Here is a 15903-nt window from a genome sequence, read left to right as displayed (position 1 = left end):
GCATCGCCGTGCCACTGCCTTGTCCGACGGACCTCAGAGGATGAAGTCGCCCGCCACCCAGGCGGCAGCAGTGGCACCCTTGACCAGGATCTCGAAGTCGGCGATGCCATCGCCGTTGACGTCGCCCTGGATCAGGCTGTCGACGCCGCCGTTGGCCGCCACCGCGTGCAATTGGCCGGCGACGTGGGTGAAGGCAGCGGTGCCGATGAAGTTGAAGGCCTGATCGCCGGCCGCAAGCGCGTTGGCATCGATCTGCGCCAAGTTGATCCGATCCCCCGCCGCCGCGCCGACGCCGGTGAAATCGAGGACGGTGTCGTGAGTGACGCCGACGGCCGAGTCCGTAATCAGGGTGTAGACAAACGTGTCGTCGCCGGCACCGCCGCGCAGCACATCGGCCCCGGCACCGCCATTCAGCGCATCCGGCCCGTCGCCGCCATTGAGGCTGCGTTGCCGGCACTGCCAACCAGCACGTCCCGGCCGGCGCCGCCGGCGAGCGTGTCGTTGCCGGCGCAGCCATTGAGCGTATCATTGCCGTCGTCGCCCGACGCCCGGTCGTTGCCGGCGTCACCGGCGATCCCGTCGTTACCGCTGCCGCCGGAGATGGAATCGTCGCCCGCGCCGCCCCAGGCCCGGTCGTTGCCGCCGCCGGCGTCCAGAGTGTCGTTGCCGGTCCCGCCGTCCAGCGTCTCGTCGGCTGCACCGCCGCGCAGGCTGTCGTTGCCGGCGTCGCCGGACAGGTACACCGACCCATCGAGGCTGTAGTGACTGAGACCGATGATGGTGTCGTCACCGTCGCCGCCGTAAACGGATATGGTAGAATGATAGCCGAAGGCGCCACCTTCGGCGCCGGATATCGAATCGTTGCCGTCGCCGCCGGAAACGTAGACTCGGCCAATATAGGCATAGCCGAGAAGCGTGTCATTGCCCGCGCCGCCATCGATTGTGGCGCCACCGTAAACACCGCCGTCACCGGTAATGCTATCGTTGCCGGCGCCGCCGAAGACACTAAACCTGAACTCAGAATTAACAGCATCGATCGTATCGTTGCCGTCCTCGCCATACAATTGAGCGTTGTATGTTTGGAAGCCGCTGGCGACAATGCTGTCGTCGCCGGTGCCTCCCCAAACGTGAAGGTCTGGATCTTTGCCTTCGCAGGTGATGGTGTCGTTGCCGCCATCGCCTTGAACGTAAACAGAACCATACCAAGTACTGCTCGAGATGCTGTCGTCCCCGTCACCGCCAACTAAGCTAAATAGCCCTGCGCCATAGCCGCAATAGGCATGCAGGCAATCGTTGCCGGCACCACCGACAAGCGTGAAGTCACCATGATACAATGTGGAGACGCTGATGCTGTCGTTGCCAGCGCCGCCGTCGAGGTAGTTGGTGGCAGATTTGCCGGAGGGAGAATACCCGCCGAAGATGGTATCGTTGCCGCCATCGCCGCTCACGTGGACGGAGACGCCGACAGCGGCGATGCTGTCGTCGCCGCTGCCGCCAACGATAGAAACCACATCGAAGCGACTGCCGCTGTCACTCAAGATAACGTCGTTGCCGTCGCCGCCGATGATCGTGGCGTCATTGCCGCTGACCGCGTTGACTAAGCGATCGTCACCCGCACCAAGATCGATTACGTCGCTGCCGGCGCTGCCGACGACGGTATCGTTGCCGGTGCCGCCAAAGATCGTATCGTTACCACTCCCCCATCGAGGCTGTCGTTGCCGCCGCCGCCGTCGATGGAATCCGCCCCGGCGCCGGGCAAACTGCCGGGCGGGATGCGGCTGACGGTGGCGGAAACGAAGCCGGGGGTGATGGTTTCGTTGGCGGCTGTCCCGGTGAACGTGGCCATTGCTTGGTCCCTCAGTTGACGGAAAGAGGGAAGCAAGCCCCGCTCACCCCCCAGTGAACTATCTCAGCAGAAGTTCACCGTAAGCGAGAGAAAAAAGGAGCCGCTGCCGATCAATCCGTAACTGAGGGTTGCCGTCGCTTCGCCTCAGGCGCGTAGCCCTGCTGCCGGGGACTGTCGCAACACAGCCCCGGGTGCGGGGAGGCGCTTCAGAGGATGAAGTCGCCCGCCACCCACGCTGCTGCAGTGGCGCCCTTGACCAGGATTTCGAAATCGGCAACGCCATCGCCGTTGACGTCGCCCTGGATCAGGCTGTCGACGCCACCATTGGTCGCCACCGCGTGCAACTGCCCGGCAACGTGAGTGAACGCCGCGGTGCCGATGAACGTAAACGCCTGATCGCCGGCCACGAGCGACTTGGCATCGAGCGCCGCCAGGTTGATCTGGTCCCCCGCCACCGCACCGACGCCATCGAAGCTGAGAATGGTGTCGTGATTGACGCCCACCGCGGAGTCACCGATCGCGGTGTAGACGAATTTGTCGGCGCCGGTGCCGCCGCTGAGCAGGTCGCTTCCCGCACCGCCGATCAGCGTATCCGCCCCGTCGTAGCCATCGAGGGAATCGTTGCCGGCGCCGCCGTCGACGCTGTCGTTGCCTTCCCGGGCGAGCAGCGTATCGTTGCCGTCGCCGGCGACCAGGGTGTCGTTGCCGTTGCCGCCGTAGAGGCTATCGTTACCGAAATCGCCGATCAGGCTGTCGTGGCCAACGTTGCCGATCAGGGTGTCGTTGCCGGTCCCACCGAACAGCGTGTCGTTGCCGTCCCAGCCGTTGAGCGAGTCATCGCCGTCGTCGCCCGACGCCCAATCATTGCCGGCGCCGGCGTCGATCTGGTCGTTACCCGCCCCGCCAGAGAGCGTATCGGCGCCGCCCCAGCCATTCAGCGAGTCGTCGTCGTAGCCGCCATCAAGCGAGTCATTCCCATCCCCGGCCACAAGCGTATCGTTGCCGCTGCCACCAAACAGCACGTTGTTGCCGCCACCGCCGTTGAGGCTGTCGTCGCCGTCGTAGCCATCGAGCGTGTCGTTGCCGATGCCGCCGTCGAGGGGTCTCCTTCTGCCCGTCACCGGTCAGGCTGTCGTCGCCCGCGTCGCCCGAAAGCAGCACCTCGCCATAGACGCTGCCGGCTTGCAGCGTATCGTCCCCGTCGCCGCCGAACAGCTGGATCGATTCGAAGTAGGCGCTAGCGACGATGATATCGTTGCCGGCATCCCCCAGATATCGGCAACACCAACGGCGCTGATGCTGTCATCGCCGCCTCCACCGTGGAGGCCCACATATCCAAGACTGCCCCAGGCGTCGATGGTATCGTTGCCGTCGTCACCGTAGACACTCGCCGCCACTTTGGCAGTGCCGCGAGAAACTATATAATCGTTGCCACTGCCGCCATAGATGACGCCGCCGAGTCGCGCGGAAATGGTGTCGTCTCCACCGTCACCGTAGACGACCAAATTTCCGTACTCTGAGCCCGCATCAATGCTGTCGTTGCCGTCACCACCGTAGACAAACTGCTCGGTGGAATAATCGGCGTATGCGGTATAGACGCTCAAGGTGTCATTGCCGCTTCCTCCAGCGACATACAGATCACCCGAACGCACGCTGGCATCAATGCTGTCGTCACCCGAGCCACCATCGACAAAGGCCGACAAGGTGCTCCCGTACGTGGTGTTGAGGTCGGTTAATGTATCGTTGCCGTCGCCGCCGAGAAGGGTGTCGCTGCCTTCGCCACCGTTCAGAATGTCATTGCCGGCAGCGCCGTCGAGGAGATTATCCGCGGCGTTTCCGGTCAGGGTGTCGTTGTAGGCCGAGCCGGTGATCCCCTCGATGCCAACCAGCGTGTCGACGCCGGCGCCCGCGGTGTTCTGCGCCCCGGCCAGTGCCAGCGAGACCTTGACCCCGGCAGCTTCCGATTGGTACCCCGCTTGGTCAAAGCCTACGCCGCCGTCGATGTAATCGTTGCCGGCGCTGCCATCGAGACTGTCGTTGCCAGCACCGCCGTCGAGCCTGTCGTTGCCCTCCCGGGCAGCCAGAGTGTCGTTGCCGTCACACACCGAGGAGGGTGTCGTTGCCGTTGCCGCCGTAGAGGCTGTCGTCGCCGGCATCGCCCATCAGGCTGTCGTGGCCGACGTTGCCGATCAGCGTGTCGTTGCCGGCGCCGCCAAAAAGGGTGTCGTTACCGTCCCAGCCGTTGAGCGAGTCATGGCCGTCGTCGCCGGTTTGCCAGTCGTTGCCGGCACCACCCTCGACCGTATCGTTGCCGGCGCCGCCCACGAGGGTGTCATTGCCGCCCCAGCCGTTGACGGAGTCGTTGCCGGTGCCGCCCTGCGCGCTGTCGTTGCCCTCACCGGCATCGAGGGTGTCGTTGCCAGCGCCGCCGTCCAGAGTTTCATCGCCGGCCGCACCGGTGACGCTGTCGTTGCCGTCATCGCCGTAAAGGAATGTTTCACCAAGGATACTCGACCCGGTGATCGTATCGTCGCCAGCCCCGCCGGATATCGTTACGCCGTGAGTATATGACCCTCCCCAGCCGCCCACACTGCCGACAATGCTGTCATTGCCATCGCCACCAGACAGCAGCACGTCGCCATAGCTGGCATCTGCGGTGATCGTGTCGTCCCCGCCATCGCCATCGATATGGATGGAGCAGCTGGCATAGTAGCCTCCATAGGCGGAACCGGTGAGAATATCGTTCCCATCGCCACCGGAGATGGAGACGAGGCCAGCCTCGCTGCGACCGACGATGGTATCGTTTCCAGCCCCACCTCCCACGGCTACCGAACCGCCGTCGACATCATTCCAAGGCAGCCAAACGCCATTGGCATTGGCGTTGATGCTGTCGCCGCCATCGCCGGCCGAGATATTGAGATACCCGCCCAGGGTGTAGGCCTGGATCGTGTCGGCCGCCGCACTGCCAATGATGCTGTCGTAGTCGCCGGTGATGGAGTCGGCGCCGCCACCGGTATCGATCGTGTCGCTGCCGCTGCCGCCATCGAAGGTGTCGTTGCCGGCGCCGCCGGCGAGGGAGTCGTTGCCGTCCCCGCCCGATAAGCTATTGTCGCCGGCGTTGCCCGTCAGCGTATCGGCGAAGGCGGACCCTTGCAGGTTTTCGATACTGATCAGCGTGTCGCTACCGCTACCGGTGGCTTGTGCACCACTGACCGCGAGCGACACCTTCACCCCGGTCGTCGCCGACGCAAAGCTCGCGGTGTCGTTGCCATTGCCGCCGTCGAGGGTGTCGTTCCCCAAACCGCCGTCGAGGGTGTCGTTGCCGACATCGCCTTTGAGGTTATCGTTGCCAGCCCCGCCGCTGAGCAGGTTATTTGCGGAATTGCCGGCAAGGGTGTCGTTGTAAGCGGAACCGCTCAGCCCTTCGATGTTGACCAAGGTATCGAGGCCGGCGCCGATCGTGTTCTGTGCCGTGGTGAGGGCGAGGGAAACTTTGACGCCTGTCCCGGCGGTCTGGTAGTCGGCGATATCGAGGCCATCACCACCGTCGAGCGAGTCGCTCCCGGCACCGCCGCGCAGAACGTCGGCCCCTGCCATCCCCAGGATGGTATCGTTGCCGGCGCCGCCATCCAACGTCTCAATCCCGCCCAGGCCGCTGGCGCTGTCCCAACCCTGGCCGATCAGGCTGTCGTTGCCGTTGTCGCCCGACAGGTACGCGCTGCCATAGAGGCTGTAGCCGGCCGTGATGGTGTCGTTGCCGTCGCCACCATGGACAGTGATATTGCCATAGACAGGATAATCATACCAACGACCAGAGATTATCGTTCCGGCAGCATGCCCATTGATGCTGTCATTTCCACCGTCGCCGGAAATGGAAACGTCAATACTTCCGTAGTATGATGCTGTATCAGACGCGACAATGGTATCGCTTCCGTCACCACCGGACACCGAAAGATTTCCGGTTGCCACGTACCATGCACCTCCGACTTCAGCATGAAGACTGTCATTGCCGGCACCACCGCTGATCGTTCCACCTGAACTCCCGCCTTCAATGGTATCGTTGCCGGCACCGCCATCAAGGGAATCGAGCCCGCCACCGCCCGTGCAGCACGTTGTTGCCGGCGTTGCCGATCAGCGTGTCGTCAAAGTCCGAGCCGGTGAGATTTTCGATCGAAATGAGCGTATCGAGGCCGTTGCCGGTGTTCTGCGCTCCGGCGATCGCCAGCGATACGCTGACTCCCGCCGTCGCCGACGCGTAGATCGCGGTGTCGACGCCGGCGCCACCGTTCAGCACGTCGTTGCCGGCTCCGCCATCGAGAAGGTCGTTGCCGTCCCCACCGTTCAGGCTGTCATCGCCGGCGCCACCCAGGAGAGTGTCTGCGCCGCTACCACCGGTGAGCGAGTCATTGCCCGCTACGCCATTGAGGACGTTGGCGCCGGCGTCGCCGGACAGGGTGTCGTTGTACGCGGAGCCGTTGACCCCCTCGATACGGATCAGGGTATCGATGCCGGCGCCCTGTGTGTTCTGCGCTGTCGTCAGTGCTAGCGAAACGCTGACCGCACCGCCGGACGCCTGATAGTCAGCAAAATCAAAGCCGTCACCACCGTCGAGGGAATCGTTACCGACACCGCCAATCAGCACATCCGCGCCTTCGAGGCCGAGGATCGTATCGTTTCCGGTGCCACCGTCGAATGTCTCGCCACCACTTCCTTGCCCGGTCAGGCTGTCATTGCCCCCGTCACCGAACAGCGAGACATTGCCGGCTACGCTGTAGCCGCCGGCGATGGTGTCGTTACCATCCCCTCCTCGAATACTAAGTTGTCCTGGAAATAGATAATCTGGGCTTTGAATTTGTCCGACCACAAAGCCGGACATGCTATCATTGCCACCGCCCCCAGAAATATTGATATTTATTGTTCCAAATGAATTAGATGGCAAACTTCCACTTGCCACTATCGTATCGCTCCCGTCCCCACCGGAAATTGAGATGTCGATACCATAGCCCGAAGAATTCCCATCATTCGCCTGAATACTATCGTTGCCGCTGCCCCCTAGGAGTGTGTCCGCAAAGCCGCCAACGATCGTATCATTGCCGCCGCCGCCGTCGATGGAGTCGGCGGCGGTGCTGGGAAGGCTGCCGGGCGGGGTGCGGGTGACGGTGGTGGAGACGTTCGAAGGTGTGATGGTTTCGTTTGCGTCGGAGCCGACGAAGGTTGCCACGGCTTGATCCCTCCCATCCGCAGGGGAGTGCAGTCAGCCGAGCCACCTCCCCCAAAGGTATGCGGATAGGATCGTAAGCCAGAGCGCAGGAACAGGGAAGGCTTCTTTTGGGCAAAACCATAACAAAATTATGACGTTGACGTCATGTAGTTTCGGCCGCATTGCCGCCCGGCGCTGTGATACACCTCGCTTCTACACTACCCGGTCGTAGGCCGGCAGGGTGAGGAAATCGATGAACTCGGGCGGGGTCGCCACCTGGCGGAACAGGGCGATCGCGGCGGTGAAGTGACCTTCGTCGAACCGCTTCACTCCTAGCGCCGTGCGCAGCTTCGTCATCTCGTCGTCGATCAGCTCGCCCACCAGCATTTCGTTGATCGGCCGGCCGTCGGCGAGCCGCGCCTTGTGCTTCAGCCATTGCCACACCTGCGAGCGGCAGATCTCCGCCGTCGCCGCGTCCTCCATCAAGTTGTAGAGCGGCACGCAGCCAAGGCCGCCGAGCCAGGCCTCGATATATTGGATGCCGACGCGCAGGTTGTTGCGCAGGCCTTCCTCGCTGATCTCCCCCGCCGGCACCGCGAGCAAGTCGGCCGCAGTCACGTGCACCTCGTCGCGGATCGTCGCCACTTGATTTGCCCCCGGCATGTGTTCGTCGAACACCGCCTTGGCGACATCCACCAGCCCCGGATGCGCCACCCAGGTGCCGTCGTGGCCATCGCCCACCTCGCGCAGCTTATCGGCACGGACGCGTTCGATCGCTGCCTCGTTCAGCGCCGCATCCGTCTTCACCGGGATGAATGACGCCATCCCGCCGATGGCATGCGCGCCGCGGCGATGGCAGGTCTTGATCAAGAGCCGGCTGTAGGCGTGCAGAAACGGTGCGGCCATGGTGATGCCGTTGCGGTCAGGCAGCACACAGTCGGAGCGGTTGCGGAACTTCTTGATGAAGCTGAAGATGTAATCCCAGCGGCCACAGTTGAGGCCGGCGGCGTAGTCGCGCAGCTGATAAAGGATCTCCTCCATCTCGAAGGCGGCGAGGATGGTTTCGATCAGCACCGTCACCCGGATGCTGCCGTGCGGCAGGCCAAGCAACTGCTCGGCGATGGTGAAGACATCCGCCCACAGCTTCGCCTCCAGGTGGCTCTCGAGCTTGGGGAGATAGAAGTACGGGCCGGAGCCGGCATCGAGCAGGGTGCGGGCATTGTGGAAGAGATAGAGGCCGAAGTCGAACAGCGCCGCCGACATCGCCCGACCATCGACGCGCACGTGCGCCTCCTCCAGGTGCCAACCGCGCGGGCGGACGACGAGCACCGCCCGCGGCTGCTCCAGCGCGTATGACTTGCCGGTCTGCGGGTCTTCGTAGGTGATACTGCCGGCGATGGCGTCGCGCAGATTGACCTGGCCGTCGATCAGGTTGCGCCAGGTTGGCGTCAGCGAATCCTCGAAGTCGGCCATGAAGACGTTGGCGCCGCTGTTGAGCGCGTTGATTACCATCTTGCGCTCCACCGGGCCGGTGATCTCCACCCGGCGGTCCTGCAGGTCGACCGGCACCGGTGCCACCCGCCAGTTGCCGTGACGGATGTGGTCGGTTTCGGCGAGGAAACCCGGTCGCCGGCCCCGGTCGAGTCCGGCCTGAACCTCCTCGCGACGGGCCAGCAGCTGCAGGCGGACGACACCGAACCGGCGTTCGAGCGCAGCAACGAAGGCGAGCGCGTCGGGGCTCAGAATGTCTTCGTCACCACCCGCCAGCGCTGCCCGTATCGTCACCCCCTGTGCCATCTCCTGTTCCTGCGGCACATCCATGCCTCGCTGCGCCCTGCGCTGCGGTTCGATCTCGGTCATTGTGGCCATCGCGTCTGCTCCCGTCGTTTGATCCCGGATTGGCTTTTGTTGCCGCCTTGGCTTTGCCTCCAGTTTACGCCTTTGCGGCGGCGGCCGTGAGCCATGGAATGACCGCCACGCCGGGATTTCCCTCCCCATTCAGGCCACACCTGTCGCACTCCATCCCGCTGAGCGCTGCCTTGCTTATGCCCTATTTCCTTTATTGCCCCTTTTGGGTATAGTCGCAGCAAGAGGGGAGAACGTCTGAATCTTCGTCCACACAGCAGCTGGAGAAGTTTGACCGCCCGGGCCGCAAGAGGAAGGCTCTGACCCGACAGAGAAATACTGTGCCGTTTACGCGGCGATAATAATGTATTAATCTGAACGAACTAAATGTTCTAGCGACGATGACAACAATTAGCGAGGACATTGGGTGCATTTTGCAGCTCATTCCACCGCCAGAATTACATCTATCGTGCGGATAATTGGAACGAGTTTTATCCAATAACCTACGCTCTTTTCGGAAAAACTCAGGGGATCCGGCATGAGTGCAATCATACAACCCGTCGTGGACCCAATCGGCAGCGTCGAACGCCAACTGTTCGGGCTGGTTCTCGATCGCATGCGCGTATCCGCCTGCCTGATCGAGCCGCTCCCGGACGGTAATTTCCGCTTTGGCCAGTCCAATCGGATGATGGACGAAGTCCTGCATGCGGACGGGAACCTCAGCGGCCGCAGCCTGGAAGACGTCCTTTCGCGCGGGGTCGCCGATAGCCTCTGCCGTTACTGCCTCGAATGTCTGTGCACCCGCACCACCGTCGAATGGGACGGCTGTGTCACCGCCACCGCCCTGGGCAATTGGTGGCGGACGACGCTCGTGCCGCTCGGTGGCAGTCGCGGCCGCAGCTCCTGCATCCTCTGGATCGTCAACGATGCAACGATCCAGAGGTCGGCAGAGGAGGCGCTGCGCGCCGAACGCGACCGGATGCGCGATGCCATCGAGTCGATCAGCGAAGGCTTCGCGCTGTGGGACGCCAACGACCGCCTGGTTATGATCAACGGTCGCTACGCCTCCTACTACAGTTCACTGGCGACGATGCTGCAGCCGGGCGTCGCCTATGAAGACTTGCTGCGCGCTGCCGTTGCCGCCGGTCAGTTTCAACTCGACATGCCCGCCGCCGACTGGATCAAGTGCCGCCTTGATGGGCGACGTGGCAGTGAATTCGTTGGCGAAGAGCAGCTGCAAGACGGCCGCTGGCTCCTGGTCAAGGAGCGCCGCACCCCGATGGCGGCACAGTGGGATTGCGAAGCGACATCACCGAACGCAAGTGGCTCGAAAATGTGGTTCGCCAGAGCCGCGCATCGCTGCAGGTGATGATCGACTCCGTCGACGAACTGATTGCCATGCTTAACGACGGTGGCGTGGTGCTGGCGATCAACCGCTTCGGAGCGGCCTGCTTCGATCTGCAGCCAAGCGCTGTCGTCGGCCGATCCTTGATCGACCTGGTGCAGCCGGAGGAAGGCGAACATCTTCGTTCCCTGATCCGTGGCGTCTTCGACCGCGGCGCCAGGGTGCAGCGGGAGTTTCCCTGGCGCGGCCGCATCATGGACGTGAGTGCCCACCCCGTCCTGGACCCCAAGGGCAATCCGATCGCGGTGTCGATTTTCTCGCGCGATGTCACCGAGCGACGGATGGCCGAGGATGCATTACGCATGCTGACCCGCGCCGTCGAACAAAGCCCGGCGATCGTCATCATCACCACCCCCGCCGCGGTGATCGAATACGTCAACCCGCGCTTCGTCGAGGTCACTGGTTACGAGGCTGAGGAGGTGATCGGCCGCACGCCGGCGCTGTTGCGCTCCGTCGATCGCTCCGAGGCGGAGGACGCGGCGATCTGGTCCCTGGTGAAGGAAGGCAGGACCTGGACCGGCAAGCTGCGCAACCGTCGCAAGAACGGCGAGTTGTTCTGGGCCTCGGCCAGCCTCGCCCCGGTGAAGAGCAACAGCGGCGAGATCACCCATGTGGTGGCACTGCAGGAGGATATTTCCGATCGCATCGCCGCCGAAGAGGAAGCGCGCGATCACCAGCAGCAGCTGATGCGCTACATGCGCATCGCCGCCATGGGTGAGATGGCGGCGGCACTGGCCCATGAACTCAACCAGCCGATCGCCGCCGTGGTGAATTACTGCAACGGTTCGCTGCGACGGCTGGCAACCCATGGCTGGGATGCTGACGAGATCGTCGGCGCGCTCAAGGATGCGCACGACGAGGCGCAGCGGGCGAAGGACATCATTCAGCACGTGGCCCGGTTCGTCCGCAAGGCACCGCAGCAACGGGTGACGCTCAGCCCGAATAACCTCGTGCACTCGGTGGTGGCGCTGGCGCGGCGGGAACTGGCACGCCTCGCCATCGATGTTGTGCTCGATCTCTGCGACGAGATCNCCCCCGTCGCCGTCAACATCGTCGAACTCGAACAACTGCTGCTCAACCTCATCCGCAACAGCATGGAATCGATGGCCGAGATCGAGATGCGCCAGCACGTTCTGCGCATATCCACCGGCACCGTCAGCCGCAGCAGTATCCTTGTCTGTGTCGCCGATACCGGTCGTGGCTTCGATGCCGCCAATGTCGAGCGTGCCTTCGATCCCTTCTTCACCAGCAAGCCGCAAGGAANNTGGGGATGGGCCTCGCCATTTGTCGTAATGTGGTCGAAGCTCATGGCGGTCGCATATGGGCGGAGACGAACGCAGACGGAGGCGCATCGGTGCACTTTACTCTACCGGCCGTTGAGGGGATTCATGCCCCCGCCTAAACCGACCACTGGCGGCGGCAGTTGGGACGATGCGGATGACGATGACAGGCTGAACGACGGTGAAACGGCGACGACGGAGCCGGAACCGGCAGCGAAACCGGTGGTGTTCGTCATCGATGACCACCCGGGGATGCGCAAGTCGCTGCGCTATCTGATCGAATCCGCCGGTCACCGGGTTGAGACCTACGCGACGGCGCGCGAGTTCCTGGAGCGCTACGATCCGACGCAGCGGGGATGTCTCGTCCTTGACATGCGGATGCCGGGGATGACCGGGCTCGACCTGCTTGAGGAACTGGCCAATCGCAGTGACTATCGGCCGGCGATCATGATCACCGGCTTTGGCAGTGTGCCGACTGCCGTCCGCGCGATGAAGGCCGGAGCGATCGATTTCCTTGAAAAGCCCTTCGACGATGAGGAACTGCTCGAACGCATCCAGCATGGCCTGCAACAGGATGCGGTCTGGCAGCGCTGGCAAAGTCAGAGCGTGGACATCGCCGGTCGATTGGCGGCGCTGTCACCGCGCGAACGCGAAGTGCTGCAGCAACTGGTCGAGGGCAAGCGCAACAAGGAAATAGCCGATGTGCTCGGCCTCAGCGTCGCCACCGTCACCGACCATCGCCAGCGGGTGCTGCGGAAAATGAACGCCCGCACCACCATCGATCTCGTGCGCATGCTGTCGATCGTCCAGGGTACCGCCAATCCGCACTGACGCATCCGCTTTGGCGTATCCAGATTGGCGCGACGCCTCGACTCAGCCGGCTTCGCCGGGCCAGACGTCAAGCAACGGCAGCAACGGCAGCAGCGGTGCCGGTGCCACCGCGTCCGGCGATTCGTCGCCCCATTGCCGCCAACCCGGCCGGTGATGACGGGCAAACAACTCAAGGTAAGGCGGCAGGCTGCAGGCTTCGATCAGTCCGTAATGCTCCTCCGGCTTGCGGCTATGCTCACGTTTGCAACTGGTGAACAGGTTTGGCTGGGTCCTACCCGCCTGCCGAGTGCGAACATTGCGACCACGAACCCCGAACAGCAGCAGTTCGGTGACGTTGCGGAAATAGAAGCCGACGCCGCGCCGGTCGGGGCCGCCGTCCTTGCGCACCTTGTACCAGACGAGGTTGGTCTTATAAGTGAACCCCCAGCATCGCATCACCTCGAGACCTTCCGGCAGCAGGGCGTTGGGCACCCAGAGATAGAGGTGGGCTCGTTCAGCCGCCACGTCCGCCACCGGCAAGGCGGCGATCTCCGCCAGTGACATCATCGCGTAGCGCCGCAGCCGGCGATGCTCCGGTGCCATCTTGCCGGTGCGGTTGACGAACTGCCAGGGCGGATCGGCGAGAACGGTGCAAAACCGTTCGTCGGCGGCAAACCGCAACAAGTCTTCGGCGGCCGTTAGCAAGATGTTCTCCCTCTCCATCACATCCAGGCGAATCGCTCGGCGTTCAGGCGAATCTGCAACAGGCAAATCGAGATGGTGACGAATCGGGACGACGAATCACCCGCAACAAAACACGAATCAGAACGAATCGCTAACTCGATGTTCCACTTCCGATCCACTCGGAGGGAGCGTTCACAGCCAGCGCATACGGCGCAGGATCACCCACTGGATGCCGGCGACCAGGGCAACCAAGCCAATCATTTCCAGAAAGGCATAGGGATCGCTCTGACCGGGAATGCCGCCAATGTTGGCTCCCAGCATGCCGGCAATCAGACCCGGCGGCAGCAGCAACGCCGCGAGGCCGGTCAAGCGGTTGGATGTCTTGGCAATGCTCTCGGAAAGTTGCGCCGCCAGGTCTTCGTGCAGGATCGTCGTCCGGTCGCGAAACGCATCCAGATCTTCCAGGTGGCGCGCAACCCGGTCGATGACGCTGCGCAAGCGCATGCGGTCGCGATCGTCAATAATCGGCGTGTCCTCGTTGCGCAGGCGATAAAGGGCTTCGCGTTGCGGCCCCAAATAGCGGCGTAGGTGAACCGAGCGGCGACGCAGGTCTGCCAGCGTGTGACGCAATTCCGCTGCCGCCTTGCCGATGATTTCATCCTCCATCTGTTCCACCTGGGCATCTAGCTGGTCGAGGACCGGCTCCAGATCGCGCTCCACCTTCTCGGCAATCTGTACTAGCAGCAGCCCCGCCTTGCGCGGACCGCGACCCGCCTTCAACATCAGGCGGATATCACGCAGTGCGCACAGCGCATGGTCCTTGTCGCGCAGACTGATCAGCCGGTGCTCGTCGATCCACATGTGGATCGGCACCAGTTCCACCTCTTCCCTCTCCGCGAGGTTGATGCCGCGCAGCACCACCAGCAGCCCGTCGTCAAAGGCCTCCACCCGTGGCCGCAGATCGTCGGCCAGCAACGCCTCCGCCACCAGCGGATCAACGCCGCTTTTTCCCTGAATCCAGGCAGTCGCTTGCGGCGTGTCCCGTTCCAGGTGGATCCAAAGGAACCCGTGTTCGCTCCGCCAGCGCTCCACCTCTTCCCAGCCGAGATCAATACAGCCGCCTCGGCCATCGAGGAGCGACGCAAAGCGCAGCCCCGGCTCCAGCCCCGCCTGCAGCACATAGTCGGTCTTGTTCATGTGGAACCTCGGCTCGCCTGCGCGCTTCGTGATGGAAAAAAAGGTCAACAGAGCATGATGCCCCGTCGCGCGAGCGGCGAAAAGCCACAGCGTGAACGCAAGGGCAAGGAGTTGCCGACGCGCGTCAAACCGGGTATGTGCCTATGCTGCCGGTATGTGCTACGAGTGCAAGGTGATCATCGCGATCGCTGGGGCGGCCGGCGGCGGACGGCGCGTGCCTGCAACCGCGGATCAGGGATTGGGCGAAGAGTGATCACGAGCAATGGCAAGGTTCAGGCGGTTGCGGACACTGCGGGTGTCGCAAGCAAAAATCCAGGCGCTCCGGCTGAGCTGACACAGGAAACGTTGCGTCAAGTTGCCGAGGCAGTGCGCGGAGCCTTTCCTAGAGCGTCGGCGAACTGCGAGTTGGTGTTGCTTGATGTAGACCCGCGCCACCTGCATGCGTTCTGGAATATCCCGCCTGATCAGATCGCCCGCATGCGCAGCGAAGTCGCCGCCTTTGACGAAGACCCGCCGCTGGTGCTGCGGATCGCCGAGGTTTCACCCCAGGGCAAATCCAGCGGAGCCTTCGATATCGAAGTGATCGGCCTGCAAGGGCAGTTCTACGTCGATATCTGGGATGACGCGCGCCGCTATCAGGGGACGATCGGTCTCCGCCTGCCCGACGGCGCATTGGCTACCCTTGCCCCGCTCAATGTGATTGACCTGCCGCGCGGCGGCGTCTCCGACGACAATACGTGGCGCGAAATTGCCTTGCCCGCTCCTCCAGCTACCGCCGCCGCTGCCCGTACCCCCGGGCCGCACGCCCCGTCCATCACGCCGGCCGCTGCAGCCCCATCAACGTCTCCGTCAGTGTTACCGTCACCCGCTGTTGCCAACGAATCGCTGCCGGTCGCGAGCCGGGCAGTTGCCGCGCATACGCAGCCGACCGTTGTTACCCCGCCGATCGCGGCGGAGATGACGGCAACCGCAGTTATGCCGCCGGCAGTCGCCACCGCCGTGCCAGCCACCGGATTCGGCGCCCCCTTGCTCCTGGTCTGCAAGGGGCAACAAGCGTGCCCTGCATCGACCGCGGCGAACCGGTGCCGCAGGTGCCGCCAGAGGACGCGACCGTCCCTGCCCCGGAACCGGTGCCGGCAGCGGCGCCGGCGATCGAGCATCCGTTCGCGCTCGCTGCCGATGAGATTGCCACCGCCATCGCCCGGCACGAAACCGAAGCCGTCGCTCCGCTCGCGCCCTTCCCCTATTACGAGCCGGAGGCTGCCGAAGCCGCGCCGGAGGTACTGCCGAGCGAGGAGCATTCTGGCTCAACCGCCGACAGTGGCGACGATGCGCCGACCACCGCAGCCGAGCCGACTCCTGCTGCCAGCGAAGGTCCGGCGCCGGTACCGCTGCCGCTCGAGAACGTGCTGGCGCTCTCCAGCTTTGCCGTCGCCGGCGGACCGGTGGAGTTCGAGGTCAACGCCGAACTGCACATCTTCGGGCGAGCCAAGCCCGGCTTGAAGCTGCAGATGTTTGGTCGCCCGGTACCCATTCGCCCGGACGGCACCTTCACCATCAACCGGCCGCTGCCCAACGGCGCGGTGGTACTCTCGCTGCTCCTCGCCAAGAACGGCGAGGGGGAAGAATAGAGGGA

14 protein-coding genes and 2 pseudogenes are annotated in these 15903 nt (G+C 63.5%); 6 read left to right on the top strand and 10 right to left on the bottom strand.

Going from position 1 to position 15903, the window contains the following annotated elements:
* Positions 1-33 precede the first annotated feature (33 nt).
* From HQ394_RS20565 to aceB, 8 genes are all read right to left on the bottom strand, one after another.
* The gene (locus HQ394_RS20565; RefSeq protein ID WP_407644752.1) at positions 34-414 is read right to left on the bottom strand and encodes a M10 family metallopeptidase C-terminal domain-containing protein; all 381 of its coding nucleotides are present in this window, start codon (positions 412-414) and stop codon (positions 34-36) included.
* Positions 411-1682: a calcium-binding protein gene (locus HQ394_RS20170; RefSeq protein ID WP_407644751.1), complete on the bottom strand. Its 1272-nt coding sequence runs from the start codon at positions 1680-1682 to the stop codon at positions 411-413. The genes HQ394_RS20565 and HQ394_RS20170 overlap by 4 nt, the downstream gene beginning before the upstream one ends.
* Positions 1628-1846, bottom strand: a complete 219-nt coding sequence (locus HQ394_RS15610; protein ID WP_223291634.1) for a hypothetical protein — start codon at positions 1844-1846, stop codon at positions 1628-1630. Before HQ394_RS15610 ends, HQ394_RS20170 begins: the two co-directional genes overlap by 55 nt.
* A gap of 206 nt (positions 1847-2052) precedes the next feature.
* Positions 2053-2967 (bottom strand): calcium-binding protein, encoded by a 915-nt coding sequence (locus HQ394_RS15605; RefSeq protein WP_190260998.1) that lies wholly within the window; start codon positions 2965-2967, stop codon positions 2053-2055.
* A gap of 3 nt (positions 2968-2970) precedes the next feature.
* Positions 2971-4002, bottom strand: coding sequence for a calcium-binding protein (locus tag HQ394_RS15600; RefSeq protein ID WP_190260997.1), 1032 nt, complete (start codon positions 4000-4002; stop codon positions 2971-2973).
* On the bottom strand, positions 3944-5815 hold the full coding sequence (locus tag HQ394_RS15595) for a calcium-binding protein (RefSeq protein ID WP_190260996.1): 1872 nt from the start codon (positions 5813-5815) through the stop codon (positions 3944-3946). Before HQ394_RS15595 ends, HQ394_RS15600 begins: the two co-directional genes overlap by 59 nt.
* Before the next feature lie 106 nt (positions 5816-5921).
* Positions 5922-7067, bottom strand: a complete 1146-nt coding sequence (locus HQ394_RS15585; protein ID WP_190260995.1) for a calcium-binding protein — start codon at positions 7065-7067, stop codon at positions 5922-5924.
* A gap of 192 nt (positions 7068-7259) precedes the next feature.
* On the bottom strand, positions 7260-8915 hold the full coding sequence (gene aceB / locus HQ394_RS15580; protein ID WP_223291633.1) for a malate synthase A: 1656 nt from the start codon (positions 8913-8915) through the stop codon (positions 7260-7262).
* 514 nt (positions 8916-9429) lie between these two features.
* Between aceB and HQ394_RS15575 the strand changes: the two genes are divergently transcribed.
* The 4 genes and pseudogenes from HQ394_RS15575 (at position 9430) to HQ394_RS21280 (ending at position 12407) form a co-directional block, all read left to right on the top strand.
* The gene (locus tag HQ394_RS15575) at positions 9430-10260 is read left to right on the top strand and encodes a PAS-domain containing protein (RefSeq protein ID WP_190260994.1); all 831 of its coding nucleotides are present in this window, start codon (positions 9430-9432) and stop codon (positions 10258-10260) included.
* Positions 10260-11531, top strand: a pseudogene (locus HQ394_RS21290) (PAS domain S-box protein); the annotation flags it as partial. The gene HQ394_RS15575 and the pseudogene HQ394_RS21290, both read left to right, overlap by 1 nt.
* Positions 11532-11566: 35 nt before the next feature.
* Positions 11567-11698 carry an ATP-binding protein gene (locus HQ394_RS21285; protein ID WP_223292115.1) on the top strand — a complete coding sequence of 44 codons (132 nt, stop codon included), beginning with the start codon at positions 11567-11569 and terminating at the stop codon, positions 11696-11698.
* Positions 11685-12407, top strand: coding sequence for a response regulator transcription factor (locus HQ394_RS21280; RefSeq protein WP_223292114.1), 723 nt, complete (start codon positions 11685-11687; stop codon positions 12405-12407). Before HQ394_RS21285 ends, HQ394_RS21280 begins: the two co-directional genes overlap by 14 nt.
* A gap of 42 nt (positions 12408-12449) precedes the next feature.
* On the opposite strand, the gene HQ394_RS15565 is transcribed toward HQ394_RS21280, so the two are convergent.
* Positions 12450-13091, bottom strand: a complete 642-nt coding sequence (locus HQ394_RS15565; RefSeq protein WP_223291632.1) for an MT-A70 family methyltransferase — start codon at positions 13089-13091, stop codon at positions 12450-12452.
* Positions 13092-13262: 171 nt separating this feature from the next.
* Entirely contained in the window at positions 13263-14267 is a 1005-nt protein-coding gene (locus tag HQ394_RS15560) for a CorA family divalent cation transporter (RefSeq protein ID WP_190260991.1), read from the bottom strand.
* Between the two features lie 54 nt (positions 14268-14321).
* On the opposite strand from HQ394_RS15560, the pseudogene HQ394_RS21275 reads away from it, so the two are divergent.
* Positions 14322-14939 (top strand): annotated as a pseudogene (locus HQ394_RS21275) (DUF4912 domain-containing protein); the annotation flags it as partial.
* Positions 14940-15322: 383 nt separating this feature from the next.
* Positions 15323-15898, top strand: a complete 576-nt coding sequence (locus HQ394_RS20145) for a hypothetical protein (RefSeq protein ID WP_223292144.1) — start codon at positions 15323-15325, stop codon at positions 15896-15898.
* The last annotated feature ends 5 nt before the right edge of the window (positions 15899-15903 follow it).

It is taken from the genome of Defluviicoccus vanus, assembly GCF_014672695.1.
In the GTDB taxonomy this organism is placed as follows: domain Bacteria; phylum Pseudomonadota; class Alphaproteobacteria; order Rhodospirillales; family Defluviicoccaceae; genus Defluviicoccus; species Defluviicoccus vanus.
Note: the sequence above shows the minus strand (reverse complement) of the source record. Positions and strands in the feature narration are given on the sequence as shown.